The 14,424-nt window shown below is 56.8% G+C and carries 13 protein-coding genes and 2 pseudogenes; 11 read left to right on the top strand and 4 right to left on the bottom strand.

The features are described 5' to 3' along the window. Positions 1-103, bottom strand: a pseudogene (locus KHU33_RS26490) (serine/threonine-protein phosphatase); the annotation flags it as partial. A gap of 157 nt (positions 104-260) precedes the next feature. Between KHU33_RS26490 and KHU33_RS18670 the strand changes: the two are divergent. The 4 genes and pseudogenes from KHU33_RS18670 to KHU33_RS26485 form a co-directional block, all read left to right on the top strand. Continuing rightward, a complete protein-coding gene (locus tag KHU33_RS18670; RefSeq protein WP_230414385.1) occupies positions 261-461 on the top strand; it encodes a YdcH family protein in 201 nt (66 codons plus the stop codon). Positions 462-516: 55 nt separating this feature from the next. After that, positions 517-2,574: an ATP-dependent DNA helicase gene (locus KHU33_RS18665; protein ID WP_211465662.1), complete on the top strand. Its 2,058-nt coding sequence runs from the start codon at positions 517-519 to the stop codon at positions 2,572-2,574. A 201-nt stretch (positions 2,575-2,775) separates the two neighbouring features. Beyond that, a complete protein-coding gene (locus tag KHU33_RS18660) occupies positions 2,776-4,230 on the top strand; it encodes a Ppx/GppA phosphatase family protein (RefSeq protein ID WP_211465660.1) in 1,455 nt (484 codons plus the stop codon). A 261-nt stretch (positions 4,231-4,491) separates the two neighbouring features. Next, positions 4,492-4,631 (top strand): annotated as a pseudogene (locus KHU33_RS26485) (SDR family oxidoreductase); the annotation flags it as partial. A 32-nt stretch (positions 4,632-4,663) separates the two neighbouring features. On the opposite strand, the gene KHU33_RS18655 reads toward KHU33_RS26485, so the two are convergent. After that, on the bottom strand, positions 4,664-5,794 hold the full coding sequence (locus KHU33_RS18655; RefSeq protein WP_230414384.1) for an ABC transporter substrate-binding protein: 1,131 nt from the start codon (positions 5,792-5,794) through the stop codon (positions 4,664-4,666). 161 nt (positions 5,795-5,955) lie between these two features. Between KHU33_RS18655 and KHU33_RS18650 the strand changes: the two genes are divergently transcribed. The 4 genes from KHU33_RS18650 (at position 5,956) to KHU33_RS18635 (ending at position 9,408) form a co-directional block, all read left to right on the top strand. Further along, positions 5,956-6,495 (top strand): hypothetical protein, encoded by a 540-nt coding sequence (locus KHU33_RS18650; RefSeq protein ID WP_211465655.1) that lies wholly within the window; start codon positions 5,956-5,958, stop codon positions 6,493-6,495. Positions 6,496-6,731: 236 nt separating this feature from the next. Next, a complete protein-coding gene (locus KHU33_RS18645; protein ID WP_211465653.1) occupies positions 6,732-7,499 on the top strand; it encodes a GNAT family N-acetyltransferase in 768 nt (255 codons plus the stop codon). Further along, complete coding sequence (locus KHU33_RS18640; protein WP_211465651.1) at positions 7,496-8,368, top strand: UDP-2,3-diacylglucosamine diphosphatase; 873 nt, start codon at positions 7,496-7,498, stop codon at positions 8,366-8,368. The genes KHU33_RS18645 and KHU33_RS18640 overlap by 4 nt, the downstream gene beginning before the upstream one ends. Further along, positions 8,350-9,408: a glycosyltransferase family 4 protein gene (locus KHU33_RS18635; RefSeq protein WP_211465649.1), complete on the top strand. Its 1,059-nt coding sequence runs from the start codon at positions 8,350-8,352 to the stop codon at positions 9,406-9,408. The genes KHU33_RS18640 and KHU33_RS18635 overlap by 19 nt, the downstream gene beginning before the upstream one ends. A 61-nt stretch (positions 9,409-9,469) precedes the next feature. On the opposite strand, the gene KHU33_RS18630 is transcribed toward KHU33_RS18635, so the two are convergent. Continuing rightward, on the bottom strand, positions 9,470-10,288 hold the full coding sequence (locus tag KHU33_RS18630) for an outer membrane protein assembly factor BamD (protein WP_211465647.1): 819 nt from the start codon (positions 10,286-10,288) through the stop codon (positions 9,470-9,472). A 56-nt stretch (positions 10,289-10,344) separates the two neighbouring features. Between KHU33_RS18630 and KHU33_RS18625 the strand changes: the two genes are divergently transcribed. Together KHU33_RS18625 and pgeF are read left to right on the top strand one after the other, a co-directional pair. After that, positions 10,345-11,409, top strand: coding sequence for an RluA family pseudouridine synthase (locus KHU33_RS18625; protein ID WP_211465645.1), 1,065 nt, complete (start codon positions 10,345-10,347; stop codon positions 11,407-11,409). A 39-nt stretch (positions 11,410-11,448) separates the two neighbouring features. Further along, positions 11,449-12,216 carry a peptidoglycan editing factor PgeF gene (pgeF, locus tag KHU33_RS18620; RefSeq protein ID WP_211465642.1) on the top strand — a complete coding sequence of 256 codons (768 nt, stop codon included), beginning with the start codon at positions 11,449-11,451 and terminating at the stop codon, positions 12,214-12,216. A 14-nt stretch (positions 12,217-12,230) separates the two neighbouring features. Here pgeF and KHU33_RS18615 read toward each other — a convergent pair whose 3' ends face one another. Beyond that, entirely contained in the window at positions 12,231-12,500 is a 270-nt protein-coding gene (locus KHU33_RS18615) for a hypothetical protein (RefSeq protein ID WP_211465640.1), read from the bottom strand. A 74-nt stretch (positions 12,501-12,574) separates the two neighbouring features. On the opposite strand from KHU33_RS18615, the gene phaC reads away from it, so the two are divergent. Further along, positions 12,575-14,398, top strand: a complete 1,824-nt coding sequence (gene phaC / locus KHU33_RS18610) for a class I poly(R)-hydroxyalkanoic acid synthase (RefSeq protein ID WP_211465638.1) — start codon at positions 12,575-12,577, stop codon at positions 14,396-14,398. The last annotated feature ends 26 nt before the right edge of the window (positions 14,399-14,424 follow it).

Genomic DNA, 14,424 nt, shown 5'->3' with positions numbered 1-14,424 from the left:
AGCCCGGTGCTTTTGGGGCGGTAAATAATGCGGCGCGGTCCTGTTGTTCCTGGCGGTCGCCGATGTGTTGGCCGGTGCCGGCTTCGATCTTGTATTGGCTCATTCGTCTGGGTAGATTAAACTGCATCCTGTTCTAGGTAATTCCGGAATCGCCACTTACTCACAGTAATATAGTAAGCAGTTGACGGGAAATATTATACGCAGGAATGATTTTCAAAGTGTTTCCATATGTTAACATTTTCCAACGCAAGAATATGACCATGATCGATCGAGAAGAAATCCTGCGCCGCATCATAGAACTCGAAGTCGAACATCGCGATCTGGATGCAGCCATTCATACCATGACGAGTCAGGTCCTGCATGAAGAACTGCAATTGCGCCGCCTGAAAAAGCGGAAATTGCAGCTGAAGGACCAGATCACGCTGTTAAGAATGCAATTAATTCCCGATATCCCTGCCTGATAAACCTACGCCAAGCTGATACGATATACCTGACTCAGCCATTTTAGAAGTTACTTTGACCGAAGATACATCTCCCCTTGCTGCCGAAGGCGCTTTTGCTGTTGTGGCTCCCGGCGCCCACGATGCCGATATCGATCGCCTGTTCGCCAGTTCCGGCCCGCTGGGACAGGCGGTCGGCGGCTTTCGTCCGCGCCTGGCGCAAACCGAAATGGCGAAAGCCATTGCCGACGCCATCGCCCAGCAAAGAACGTTGATCGCCGAAGCCGGCACCGGCACCGGCAAGACCTTCGCCTATCTGGTGCCAGCCCTGTTATGGGGCGGCAAGGTGATTGTCTCGACCGGCACCAAGAACCTGCAAGACCAATTGTTTTTGCGCGACATTCCTACTGTGCGCAAGGCGCTCAGCGCACCGGTCTCGGTGGCGCTGCTGAAGGGGCGCGCCAACTACGTTTGCCATTTTCATCTGGAGCGCACGCTGCAGAACGGCCGCATGACTTCGCGCGAGGATGTCGGCTACCTGCGCGAAATTTCCCGTTTCATGAAAACCACTTCGTCCGGCGACAAGGCCGAGTTGTCCAAGGTGCCGGAAACCGCGCCGATCTGGAATCTGGTGACTTCGACCCGCGATACCTGCATGGGCGCGGAGTGCCAGTACTACCAGGACTGTTTCGTGATGAAGGCGCGCAAGGAAGCGCAGCAGGCCGATGTGGTGGTGGTCAATCACCATCTGTTCTTTGCCGATGTGGCTTTGAAGGATACCGGCGTGGCGGAGCTGCTGCCGTCGGCCAACACCATCATCTTCGACGAAGCGCACCAGTTGCCCGAGGTTGCGACTTTATTCTTTGGCAATACCGTCTCCACCTCGCAAATTCTGGAATTGTGCCGGGATGTGCTGGCAGAAGGCTTGTCGCATGCCCGTGACGGCGCCGACTGGGCGCAAGTGGTGCTGCCGGTTGAAAAAGCAGCGCGCGATCTGCGGCTGGCTTTCCCGCAGGATGTGGTACGGCTGGCGGTCAACCAGATAGCCTCGTCGAGCGTATTTTTCCCGGCGCTGGACACCTTGCGCGCGCAGTTGCACGGCATGATCGCGGTCCTTGAAAAGCAAGCCGAACGAGCTGAAACCATTGAGCAATGCCGGACCCGCGCGGTCGAACTGGGTTACAAGCTGGATGGCTGGAATAGTGCGCCTGCGGCAGCAAGCGGCAAGAGTCCCAAGAAAGCCAAGACCGCCGAGGCTGAGGACGAAGAGGGCAGCGTGCTGTGGGTGGAAGCTTTTTCGTCGTCGTTGCAACTGCACCAGACGCCGCTATCGATCGCGCCGATTTTCAACAAGCAGCGTGAAGGCGTCGCGCGTTCCTGGATTTTCACCTCGGCCACGCTGGCGGTGAAGAACGATTTCCAGCATTACGCTTCGCAAATGGGCTTGTGGGACGAGCCGGCCCAGTCCTGGCCTAGCCCCTTCGATTATGGCGAGCAAGGCCTGCTCTACGTGCCGCAGAACCTGCCGCAGCCGAATTCGCCGGACTATACCGACGCCGTCATCGACGCCGCGCTGCCGGTGATCGAAGCCTCGGGCGGGCGCGCTTTCCTGTTGTGCACGACAATCCGCGCCGTCAATCGCGCCGCCGAGCGGCTGCGCGCCGAATTCGAGGCGCGCAATTTGAATTTTCCTCTGATGGTGCAGGGCGAGGCTGGGCGCACCGAGTTGCTGGATCGTTTCCGCGCCGCCGGCAACGCGGTGCTGATCGGCAGCCAGAGTTTCTGGGAAGGCGTCGATGTGCGCGGCGAAGCATTGTCATTGGTGATTATCGACAAGCTGCCGTTCTCGCCGCCGGACGATCCGGTATTGGCGGCACGCATCGATGCGCTGGAATCCAAGGGCATGAACGGTTTCATGCATCATCAACTGCCGGCGGCCATCATTAATCTGAAGCAGGGCGCAGGCCGCCTGATCCGCGACGAAACCGATCGCGGCGTCTTGATGATCTGCGATCCGCGTCTGATTTCCAAAGGCTACGGCCGTCGCATCTGGCAGAGTTTGCCGCCGTTCAAACGGACCCGGGAACTGGATGCCGTGAAAGCATTCTGGCGCGGCGCTCCGATCGACAGCTAGATAGCGTTATCACTCTTGTAGGCGGCTGGACGGTGCTGTACATTGATGCTGACGCGATCAGTTGCAACCGGCTAAACTGGCCTGCGTCATCCCTTCTTGAGTTGTCATCAACTTGTAATAATCTGCCTCTATTGTCACAGCTTGCATTGTGGGTGGCTAGAGCCGGTTTTTGTCGTACGTTCGGTTGGATAAAGGTAAGCAATGTTTGCAGCAGTGGATTTGGGATCCAACAGTTTTCGTTTGCATATAGGCAAATACAATGGTGATGCGATCCGCGTCATCAAGAGCGCGCGCGACCCGATCCGACTGGCTGCCGGCCTTGACAGCAAAGGTTATCTGACCGAGCAGGCGATGCAGGTTGCGCTGGATTCCCTGTCGCGCTTCCGCAATATCCTGGCCGACTATCAACTGGAAGCGGTGCGGGTGGTGGCCACCAATACGTTGCGGGTTGCCAAGAACGCGGCCGAGTTTCTGCCGATCGCCGAACAGGTTATCGGCTACCCGATCGAAATCATCTCGGGCGAAGAAGAAGGCCGGCTGATCTATATGGGCGTCTCCAGCATGCTGCGCCTGCCGAATGAAAAGCGGCTGGTGCTGGATATCGGCGGCGGCTCCACGGAATTGATCCTGGGACGCGGCCAACAGATCGAACGGGTTGAATCGTTCGGCATCGGCACCGTCAATCAAAGCCTGGCATTTTTCGCCGACGGCCAGATCACGGCGGCAGCCTACGATGCAGCGGTGCTTTCCGCTCGCAGCCATTTCGAAGATGCGGCACCGCCGTACCGACCGCAAAACTGGAGCCATGCCTACGGTTCTTCCGGCACGATCCGGGCGATTGCTGAAACTATCGACAAGAACGGCTTGGGCGATCATCGTCTGTCATACACCAGCCTGGAAGCCTTGCGGGCGTGCTTCATCGAGTTCGGCCACGTCAGCCGCATCGATCTGCTGGGCATGAAGCCGGAGCGGGCGGCGGTCATGGTCGGTGGTCTGGCGGTATTGATCGGCCTGATGCAGGAACTCGGCATAGAGGTGCTGCAGCCGATCGAAGCCGGTTTGCGGATGGGCGTGATGTGGGATCTGCAGTTGCGTGGCACGCGCCTGGACCGGCGCGATCAGTCGGTGCACGATTTCTCCCAGCGGTTTCACGTCGATCAATTGCGCGCAAGCCGCGTCGCCGAAACCGCAACTTCACTGTTCGAGATGCTCAAGCCCAGCAGCGATGGCCTCAGCCAGTATCTGCACTGGAGCGCCTTGCTGCATGAAGTCGGGCTGGTGGTGTCGCAAAGCGGTTATCACAAGCATGCCGCCTATCTGATCGAGAATGCCGATCTGTCCGGTTTTACCACCCGTGAACAACGCGCAATGAGCATGCTGATCCTTGGTCAAAAAGGCAATCTGCGGAAAATCAGCGATGCCTTGCTCGACCCGGATTTCTCCAAGGCGGTGCTGGCCTTGCGCCTGGCGGTGATGTTCCTGCATTCGCGGATTGAGGTCGATCTGGATGAATTGCGCCTGAAAATGAAGAGCAAGATCGAGCTCGATATCAAGCGCGACTTGATTGAAGATCATCCGACCGCGACTTACTGGATGACCAAGGAGCAGGACTGGTGGCGCGAGATTGGCGTCGATTTTGCCATTCGCAGGACCTGACAGCTTTTTCTTTTCTTCAAAGCTTTCTTCAATACATGCAAGACGCCGCTTTCGACAGAACCGGCGTCTTGTCGCTTTCCGCTCTCTATCCTCAACCTGATTTTTTTCGATGCAAGACGACGTCGCACGGCATCGTGCTGTGTTGCAGCACGAATTGCCCATCGTCACGTTCGTCCATCAAAAACGAATGTTGCGTTGCAAGAATCTAGGCATATCAGGTCGACACCCCTAAACCATTATGGGCCGAGCAGTGGCCCGAGGCCGGTATTGCAGGCGATTCCTTTGCGTAGATTTGCCAGGCCGGAAGAGGTGGCCTGGCCGGTCATGTCCTGCTCAGTGCGGCCGCGTCAATGATCAGCGGCGTCTGCCTGCCGGTCGACGGTGGCTATACCAGCCACTAGCTGGCCACTGAGCGGCCATTGACGGCGCATGCTCAGTAGGTCAGCCCGCTGGCCTTGTTGAATAGCGCCATGTCGACATAGTTGGAAAGGTGATTGCTGTTGGCGACGTCGCCCACCGTATAGCCGCCGATGTCAAAGCCGCCGCCGGGGATGACGTATTCCGCCTGGCCGGCGAGCCGCTTACCGGCTGGCAGCAAGCGCAGCCATGATTTGGCGGCGGTGAATCCTTCCAGCGTCAGTGCCGAGACCGGCTCATCGCGGTATTTCCGCATCATGTTCAAATGTTCGAGCTGTATCGAAGAGCTGCCAATGCCAGGGTTGGGCACTACTTGCGAAAATACGGTCCACTCTACGGCTTTGCCGCCGGCCAGCTGGCGCAGCGTGGTCAGGTTGGTGAGGGAGGACCCGGCGACAAAGGTTTGCGGCGCGAGTTTGCGAAACTCCTTCAGGAATACGCCGGCGTTCACCGTGTCCGCAATCATGATCACAAAACCTGGTTTGGCGCTTGCCAACTGCACCGTTTCGCTGTGCATTTGGGCCTGATCTTTGTTCAGATGAACTGTGCCGCTGAGCTTGATGCCGCTTTCCCGCATTTGATCGGTGAGGCGGCGATAGGCGTCGGCGGTGGCAGCCGATTCCTGATACACGATGCCCACATCCTTGACGCCGAGTTTGTCGAAGTGGGAAAAGATATGCCGGATTTCCTGCTGGTAGCTGGGACGCCAGAACAGGACTTTGGCGTCCTTTTGATAGTCGGCGCCAGCCAGCGGCGCGTACAGGGTCAAGCCGCTGCGCTTGAATTCTGCCGAGTCCAGCACCGCGCGGGTGACTTCGTCGCCGACGCCGCCGAATAAATAAGAGACGTGGGCCTGGCTGATCAGCTCCGTCACCGCCTTCACGGCCAGCTCGGCCTGGCCGTGATCGTCGCGCACCAGGTATTGGATGCGGCGGCCGTTGATCCCGCCTTTTGCGTTGAGGACGTCAAAATAAGTCTTGATGCCGGCGACATAATCGCGCCCCAGATCGGCATTCGGGCCGGACAAATCGATGGCCTGGCCGACGACGATGGTATCGGCTGCCGCATTTGCCGGTAATGGCAAGGACGGGAAAAGCGCGATGGAGAGGCCGACTGCGCCCAGATACTTGCGCAAAAAGCGTTTCAAGTTTAAGTTCATCGGAAAAATTGAAATATGGCGATGGGGGAGTCGCGATTCTGGCCGTAAATTGTTACGGCTTGATGAATTTTTGGTGTTTGTGAAGCTGTTCTTGCTGACAATGGAATAATTGTATATATTATTTATACGATTTAATTTTGGAGAGATGAATGGTTACCAGTAAAAGTGCAAGACCAAGTGTGAAACGTGTCGTCAAGAAGCCAGCAGCAGTACCCAAGACCGTTGCCAAAGCCCAACCTGCAGCGCGTTCTGCCGTCAAGCCGGGTCCCAAGGCCGCCGCAGCAGCAGCCAACCCCGCAGTAAAATCGACAGTAAAGCCGGCAGCAAAAGTGGCTGCCAAAGCGGCGACCAAACCATTGCCGAAATCCTTGCTCGTCACCAAGCCGATTGTCCTTAAATCGACGCTGCCGGTCAGCAAGTCGGCGCCAAGCATCAAATCACTGCCAGATGGAAAGAGCAAAGTAAAAAAAGCCAAGCTGGTGCGCGATAGCTTCACCATGCCTGCCGATGAATATCAGGTTTTGGGCGACGTCAAAAAGACCTTCTTGAAGGCCGGCCTGGAAGTGAAGAAGAGCGAGCTGTTGCGGGTCGGCGTTGCCTTGATTCGTGAGCTGGATCTGGCAAGCCTGAAACTGGCTGTGGCCAGCCTGCCGCCGGTGAAAGCAGGGCGCCCTAAGAAAGAGAAATAAGATCGATCTGCGGCATTCTTCAGTGTGTGGGGTTCGAATTTGTACGGCGACGAAACTTGTCGTGCAAATTCGGCCCTTTTTTATTTGCCGCCAATTTATTGAAAGCAGCGTAATTTTGAAGATGATGATTGTATTTTCGACACTGTTGTTATGTCACAGAACCGAAATAAATCTGTCATTTTCTTGAAGTAATCGGTGGTTAGGCTTGTCATCGTCACAATCAGAAAGGACGATGAATGCAACTACTAACGAATCCTGGCGAAGCAAGTCCTAGTGTTTCCAAGTTGACGGTTAGTCTTGCCACTACGCCGGAAGAAGTGCGCGAAGTACAACGCCTGCGTTATAAGGTTTTTATCGAGACGATGGGCTTGTCGGCGCTGGCCAATGCGGATGGCCTGGATAGCGATGAATTCGATTCTTATTGCGATCACCTGATCGTCCGCGACACCAACACCCTGCGCGTGGTTGGCACTTATCGCGTCATGAGTCCGCATGCAGCAAGACGCATGGGCCGATATTATTCAGAGCAGGAATTCGATCTCGGCCGGCTCGATAATCTGCGCAGCAGCATTGCCGAAGCAGGGCGCGCCTGCATCGATCCGGAATACCGCAGCGGCAGCGTCATCATGCTGTTGTGGGCAGGCCTGGCGGCCTTCATGCGGCGTGAGCGTTGCGACTACCTGATGGGCTGCGCCAGCGTCAGCCTGGCCGATGGCGGACATAATGCCGCAGCCTTGTACCACGCTCTGGATCAAACCAATTTTGCACCGGCCGAATACCGCGTTACGCCGCATGTGCCGTTCCCGGTATATGAGCGCGAAGCCGGTCATGTGGCGCAAATGCCGCCGCTGTTAAAAGGCTATTTACGCAGCGGCGCCTGGGTTTGCGGCGATCCGGCCTGGGATCCTGATTTTCACTCCGCCGATTTTTTCCTGCTGTTGCCTTTATCCAAGCTGGATCAACGCTACGCCCGTCACTACCTTAAAGAAACGAGGGCGGCATGAAGCCGGGCGAACAGTTTCTGGACGCTGCATTTTTTGGCGCTGCCACTGGCGCCGGCGTCGGCTTGAAGCGCGAGCCAATCCGCTTTCGCACCATCTGGATTTCCGATGTTCACCTGGGAACCACAGGCTGCCAGGCTGCTCGCCTGTTGGAATTTTTACGCGCGACCGAGTCGGATACCTTGTATCTGGTCGGCGATATCATCGACGGTTGGCAATTGAAGCGGCGCTGGTATTGGGATCAGGTGCACAACAACGTGGTGCAGACGGTGCTGAAAAAAGCGCGCAAGGGAACCGAGGTGATTTTTGTTCCCGGCAATCACGACGAGGCTGTGCGCCAATTCATCGATCTGGACTTCGGCGGTATCCGGATTCGCGATGAATTGGTGCATACCACCGCGCAAGGCAAGCGCATGCTGGTGCTGCATGGCGACCGTTTCGATGGCGTGATCGCTTGCGCCAAGTGGCTGGCGTATGTTGGCGACGGCTTGTATACCGTGATCCTGAAATTCAACCAATGGTTCAACGGCTGGCGCGCGCGCGCCGGTTTGCCTTACTGGTCGCTATCGCAATACCTGAAGCTGAAAGTGAAAAACGCGGTGAATTATATTTCTTCGTTTGAAGATGCACTGGCGGCGGAAGCGCAAAAGAAAGGCCTGGACGGCGTCATTTGCGGCCACATCCATAAGCCGGAAATCCGCGATATCAACGGCATCACGTATTGTAACGATGGCGACTGGGTGGAGAGTTTGTCGGCGCTGGTGGAAGAGGCCAGCGGTGAATTGCGCCTGGTCACCTGGCAGGAAATCATGCAGCAAAAGAATAGCGTACCCGGCAAACAGGCTCGTGAACTATGCGAATTGCCATCGTAACTGACGCCGGGCAATCGCAAATAAACGGGGTAGTCAATACTTTACGCGCCACCAGCGCTTGCTTGCGCCATAACGGCCATGAAGTATTGCTGCTCAGTCCAGACGGCTTTCCAACCTTTGCCTGTCCCACATATCCCGAAATCCGTCTGGCGCATAAACCTTACGCCAGGATCGCCGCCAGCCTGAAGGCGTTTGCGCCGGACTGCATTCATATCTCGACCGAAGGGCCGATGGGTCTGGCCGCCCGGCGTTTCTGCCTGCGCCAGGGAATAGGCTTCACGACCGCCTACCATACCCGTTTTCCCGAGTACCTGAGCGCACGCTCGATCTTGCCTAAAGCCGTTATTTACAGCTGGCTGCGCTGGTTCCACGGCCCGTCGAAAGCCGTGATGGTGCCGACTCCGCATGTGCTCAAGGAGCTGGAGCAACGCGGTTTTCGCCATCTGGTGCTGTGGGGACGAGGAGTCGACACCGAACGCTTCAAGCCGGTGGATGAGGATCATGCCTGCATAGCGCGTCCTTTGTATCTGTATGTCGGCAGAGTCGCGGTGGAAAAGAATATCGAATCTTTCTTGCAGGTCGATCTGCCGGGCAGTAAATGGGTGATCGGCGACGGCCCGTTGCGGGAAGAATTGCAGAAGCGTTATCCAGAAGTGCAGTTCCTGGGCGCCAAGCCGCACCATGAACTCACTTCGTATTACAACTGCGCCGATGTGATGGTGTTTCCCAGCCATACCGACACCTTCGGCCTGGTCATGATCGAAGCCATGGCGTGCGGCGTGCCGGTAGCGGCTTATCCGGTAGCCGGTCCGCTTGACGTCGTCGCGCAAGGACGCTCCGGAATACTGGATGCGGACCTGACCTCAGCCTGCCTGCTGGCTCTTGCTCTGGACCGGCGCGAAGTACGGCAGCATGCGCTGGAATATTCCTGGGAGCTGGCTACTCAGCAGTTTCAACAGCATTTGTTTCAGATACATGATTTGAAGGCGCGCCCCAAGAATCTGCTGACAGGCAGGTCGCGGCCGGTATCCGGCTTGTAAGCGTAAAAAAAGCCTCGCAATGCGAGGCTTTCTCTATTCATTCTGAATACCTGTTTCCAGCTTATTTCCAGAATTTCCACCAAGGGGCTTTTGCAACCTTCTGGTCGCTGGTAGTGCCGCTGCCGCCGACATATTTGCTGTTCGGGTAGGTTTTCTTCAGTACGCGCTCGGAGTCGTCGCGCAGTTGCGTGAGGCCCAGGGCGTCATAAGACTGCACCATGATATGCAGCGCATCTTCAACCGCAGGCGCATCGCGATATTCCTGAATCGCGCTTTGCGCACGATTGGCTGCCGCAACATATGCACCGCGCCGGTAGTAATAGCTGGCGACGTGGACGTCATACTGCGCCAGCGCATTCACCAGGTATTTCATGCGCGCCAGGGAATCGGGCGCATAAGTGCTGTTCGGGAAGCGGACTACCACTTGCTTGAAGGCGTCGAATGCATCGCGCGCGGCTTTCGGGTCGCGCTCGGTGGCGTCTTCGCTGGACAGGAAGTCGAAAATGCTGATCTTGTCATTGAAGTTGACCAGGCCGCGCAGGTAGTACATATAGTCTACGTTAGGGTGGTTTGGATGCAGCTTGATGAAGCGGTCGATCGCCGCCAGCGCTTCAGGTTGTTCGCCTTGCCGGTAATGCGCATAGGCGATATCCATTTGCGCCTGTTGCGCGTAAGTGCCGAACGGATAACGCGATTCCAGCTTTTCAAAGTACTTAATTGCCTTATCGTAGCCGCCGCTGTTCATTTCATCCTTGGCCTCCGAGTATAATCGGGGGGCGGACCAGTTTGCGGTTTCATCGACTTTGTCTGGCAATAAGCCACACGCGGATAAGGATAGAGCGAATGCGACAGCAGCTAGTTTTAAGAGTCTTTTTTGCATAGTGGTTTGCAAGATTGCGCGTATTTACGTGTATGAACAACGATTGATTATAGCTGATGGGACTTCAAGTGATGTCATTTACCAAGCCAAATTTGGCTGAAAGTCTGCCTGACGCTGATTTTGAGGCCGATATCGAGTATGTTGATGACGGCGTCGACGACGGCGATGCGGCTACAGCCAGCGCGCCGATAGTACTGCAATTGACTCCGGATGTGTGCGGCACGCGTCTGGATAAAGTAGTTTCAAGTCTGGTGCCGCAATATTCGCGCAGCCGTATCCAGCAGTGGATCGAAGCCGGCCATGTCACCGTGGACGGTAAACCCGGCACCACGAAAATGACAACCTACGGCGACGAAACCGTGATTGTACTGCCGCAGCCGGCGCCCGACGAACAGGCGTTCAAGGCGGAAGACATGCCGCTGGACGTGGTGTACGAAGATGCGGCCATCATCGTCATCAACAAGCCGGCCGGGCTGGTGGTGCATCCCGCCGCCGGCAACTGGTCGGGAACCCTGCTCAACGGCTTGCTGTTCCGCTGGCCGGCATTGGTCGGGGTGCCGCGCGCCGGCATCGTGCATCGCCTGGACAAGGATACCAGCGGCTTGATGGTGGTCGCCAAAACACTGGAAGCGCAGACCGATCTGGTGCGCCAGTTGCAAGCGCGTACCGTCAAGCGCCAGTACCTGGCGCTGGTGTGGGGTTCGCCGCAGTTGAACGGGACGGTGGACAGCGCCATGGCGCGCCATCCGCGCGACCGCATCAAGATGGCGGTGTCGGACAGTCTGATCGCCAAACCGGCCATCACTCATTACCAGCGGCTGGCGACCGGCTTGCTGGATGGCCGTCCGGTCAGTCTGATGGGTTGTCGTCTGGAAACCGGGCGTACCCATCAGATCCGGGTGCACATGCAGTCGCTCGGCTTTTCGCTGGTGGGTGACGCCTTGTACGGCAAGCAACATCTGATGCCGGCTTTTCCGCGCCAAGCCTTGCAGGCGTCGCGGCTGGGCCTGATTCATCCGACTAGCGGCAAGCCTTGCGAATGGTTTGCGCCGTTGCCGGACGATTTCGCTGCGTTGCTGGCACGCGCCGGCATCAGCGCCCCGCTCAGTGTCCCTGAATAGCAGAGCTTTGTCTTGTGAGCTAAATGGAGCGTTGAGCGCATGGAACTAATTATTCCAGACTGGCCTGGGCTGCCGCCCAATATTGGCGCTTTTGCCACCTTGCGCGGCGGTGGCGTCAGTGCCGGTCCTTACGATGACGGCAACGGCGGCGGCGGCCTGAATCTCGGGACCCATGTCGGCGATCTGCCGCAAGCCGTCGCAAGCAACCGTGCGCGCCTGGATGTTTTGCTGCCGGCGTCGCCGCTCTGGATGACGCAAGTGCATGGCCATCATGTGATTGACGCTGACGGCAGTGCTGTCGGGGTCGAGGCGGATGCTGCCATTGCGACCCGGGCTGGGGTGGTTTGTGCCATCCAGACCGCGGATTGCCTGCCGGTCTTGTTTGCCGATTTGAATGGCGGCGTGGTCGGCGCGGCGCATGCCGGCTGGCGCGGGCTGGTGGGCGGGGTATTGCAAAACACTGTGGCCCGCATGAGAGCCGCCGGCGCCGGGCCGATTGCCGCCTGGCTTGGCGCCGCCATTGGCCCGCAGCGATTCGAGGTCGGGGCCGATGTGCTTACGGCATTTGTCGAGGCCGCGGAGGCAACCCAGGCACGGCCGCAAATCCAGGCTTGCTTTACACCCATCGCGCAGCGGCCGGGTAAATATCTGGCAGACATTTATCAGCTGGCGCGGCTTGCTTTACGTCAGGCAAATGTGCAAGATGTGCATGGCGGCGGTTTATGCACGGTCAGCGATAGAAATTTTTATTCCTACCGCAGAGATCATGTGACTGGTCGCATGGCCTCGTTGATTTGGCTGAAATGAGTTGGTTGAAATGATCAGCGTTGCTGCTCATCCGTTTTTTCCGGCGAGGCGGGCGCTGGAACGACAGCGGCGGCTGACGCAGATTTTTGTTGTGCCGCCAACCTGGCAGAATTTGCAGCACGCTGTCGATTTCTCTTGCGTTTCGGCGTGCCCATCAGGTATAAAACAATTGTCAAAGGAAAAACACCATACAGCAAAAACGTCATCACGCCGGCAACTGCATTAGCTTCTGTAATTGCCATCATGAAGACGACGTAAATCCATGCGATGGCGACGATATACATGTTGGTTTCTGCTTTAGCTTTAGAATCAATCCGATAAAAGATACACGAAAATACGCCAAAACAACGGTCACAGCATGAATACGCCTAATTTTTCCGCTTTCGATCCTGCCGCATTGTCGCAACTCTCGCAACAATTCAGCCAAGCGTTCAATCCGCAATTCCTCCAGCAACTCAGCCATATAGCCGATCCCAACATGTTCCTGGGCTTGCTTAATTCGTCTGCGCAAAACCAGAACGGCGCTGCAGGGGCTGGCAATTTCGGCGATCTTGGCGATCTCGGCATTTCGCTGGATCCGGCCGCGCTGGAAAAACTGCAGATGGAATATACGCAACAGATGTCGGCCTTGTGGCAGGACATGCTTGCAGCGCGGATCCCGGCCATCGCGGATCGCCGCTTCAGCGCTGCGGCCTGGCAAGGTAATCCGGTGTATGCGTTCAATGCCGCAGCGTATTTATTGAACGCCCGTTTCCTGAGCGCGATGGTCGAAGCGCTGGATGCGCCGCCAAAGATCAAGCGGAAAATCGGTTTTACAGTGCAGCAGATGATAGACGCCATGGCGCCTTCCAATTTTCTGGCGACCAACCCGGTGGCCCAGCAGAAAATTGTCGAAACCAATGGCGAAAGCCTGACCAAGGGCATCGCCCAGATGATTGCGGACATGCATAAGGGCAGGGTGTCGCAGACCGATGAGTCAGCGTTCGAGGTCGGCAAGGATGTGGCGACCACCGAAGGTGCGGTGGTATTTGAAAACGCCTTGTTCCAGCTGATTCAATACAAGCCGCTCACCGCCAAGGTGTACCAGCGGCCGCTGCTGATCGTGCCGCCGTGCATCAACAAATTCTACATCCTGGATTTACAGCCGCAGAACTCCCTGGTGCGCTATGCGCTGGAGCAAGGGCACAGCGTATTCCTGGTTTCCTGGCGCAATGCCGATGAATCATTGGCGCATACGACCTGGGACCAGTACATTGTCGACGGCGTTATCCGGGCGATCGAAGTGGTGCAGGATATCTCCGGCCAGGACAAGATCAATGCGCTCGGCTTTTGCGTCGGCGGTACGATTTTGTCGACCGCCCTGGCAAAGCTGGCGGCTGACAAAGTCAACCCGATCGCCAGCCTGACCTTGCTGACGGCCTTCCTGGATTTCAGCGACACCGGCATTCTGGATGTCTATATCGACGACATGCAGATACGCATGCGGGAACAGGCCATCGGCCAGGGCGGCTTGATGCCCGGGCGCGAATTCGGCTCGGCGTTTTCCAGTTTGCGTCCAAATGACCTGCTTTGGAATTATGTTGAATCGAATTACCTCAAGGGCGAGCAGCCGACGGCGTTTGATTTGTTGTACTGGAACGCCGACAGCACCAATTTGCCGGGCCCGATGTTTTGCTACTACCTGCGGCATATGTATCTGGATAACTCGCTGAAAGACGCCGGTAAACTGACAGTGGACGGGCAACAGATTGATCTAGGCAAGATCGATGCGCCGGCCTTTATTTATGCGTCGCGCGAAGATCACATTGTGCCCTGGACCTCGGCCTATGCCTCGGTTTCCCTGCTGAATCCCAAAAAGCCGAAGCAGAATCGCTTTGTGCTTGGCGCTTCCGGCCACATCGCCGGCGTGATTAATCCGCCGGCAAAAAAGAAGCGCAGTTATTGGACCAGCAACGGGACCAAGAACGGGACCAAGAACGGCGCCAACAAACAAATCGCCGTAGATGCCGAAACCTGGCTGGCGGCAGCGGTTGAGCATCCGGGCAGCTGGTGGACCGAATGGACGGAATTTTTATCCGAGCATGCAGGAAAACAAGTGGCGGCGCCGCGCAAATTAGGAAATACTAAGCACGACATCATTGAACCGGCGCCGGGGCGGTATGTCAAAGTCAGGGCTGAATAATTCGGGCAGAGCAAGATAAGACACTT

This window comes from Collimonas silvisoli, from assembly GCF_018305005.1.
Lineage (GTDB): Bacteria > Pseudomonadota > Gammaproteobacteria > Burkholderiales > Burkholderiaceae_D > Collimonas > Collimonas silvisoli.
This window is presented reverse-complemented; position numbering and strand designations above follow the sequence as displayed.

Excerpts from the sequence above, each read along its gene's own strand:
- KHU33_RS18670 (WP_230414385.1), top strand. The coding sequence starts at position 261 with ATGATCGATCGAGAAGAAATCCTGCGCCGCATCATAGAACTCGAAGTC.
- KHU33_RS18660 (WP_211465660.1), top strand. The coding sequence starts at position 2,776 with ATGTTTGCAGCAGTGGATTTGGGATCCAACAGTTTTCGTTTGCATATA.
- KHU33_RS18650 (WP_211465655.1), top strand. The coding sequence starts at position 5,956 with ATGGTTACCAGTAAAAGTGCAAGACCAAGTGTGAAACGTGTCGTCAAG.
- KHU33_RS18645 (WP_211465653.1), top strand. The coding sequence starts at position 6,732 with ATGCAACTACTAACGAATCCTGGCGAAGCAAGTCCTAGTGTTTCCAAG.
- KHU33_RS18640 (WP_211465651.1), top strand. The coding sequence starts at position 7,496 with ATGAAGCCGGGCGAACAGTTTCTGGACGCTGCATTTTTTGGCGCTGCC.
- KHU33_RS18635 (WP_211465649.1), top strand. The coding sequence starts at position 8,350 with ATGCGAATTGCCATCGTAACTGACGCCGGGCAATCGCAAATAAACGGG.
- KHU33_RS18630 (WP_211465647.1), bottom strand. The coding sequence starts at position 10,288 with ATGCAAAAAAGACTCTTAAAACTAGCTGCTGTCGCATTCGCTCTATCC.
- KHU33_RS18625 (WP_211465645.1), top strand. The coding sequence starts at position 10,345 with ATGGGACTTCAAGTGATGTCATTTACCAAGCCAAATTTGGCTGAAAGT.
- pgeF (WP_211465642.1), top strand. The coding sequence starts at position 11,449 with ATGGAACTAATTATTCCAGACTGGCCTGGGCTGCCGCCCAATATTGGC.
- KHU33_RS18615 (WP_211465640.1), bottom strand. The coding sequence starts at position 12,500 with ATGTATATCGTCGCCATCGCATGGATTTACGTCGTCTTCATGATGGCA.
- phaC (WP_211465638.1), top strand. The coding sequence starts at position 12,575 with ATGAATACGCCTAATTTTTCCGCTTTCGATCCTGCCGCATTGTCGCAA.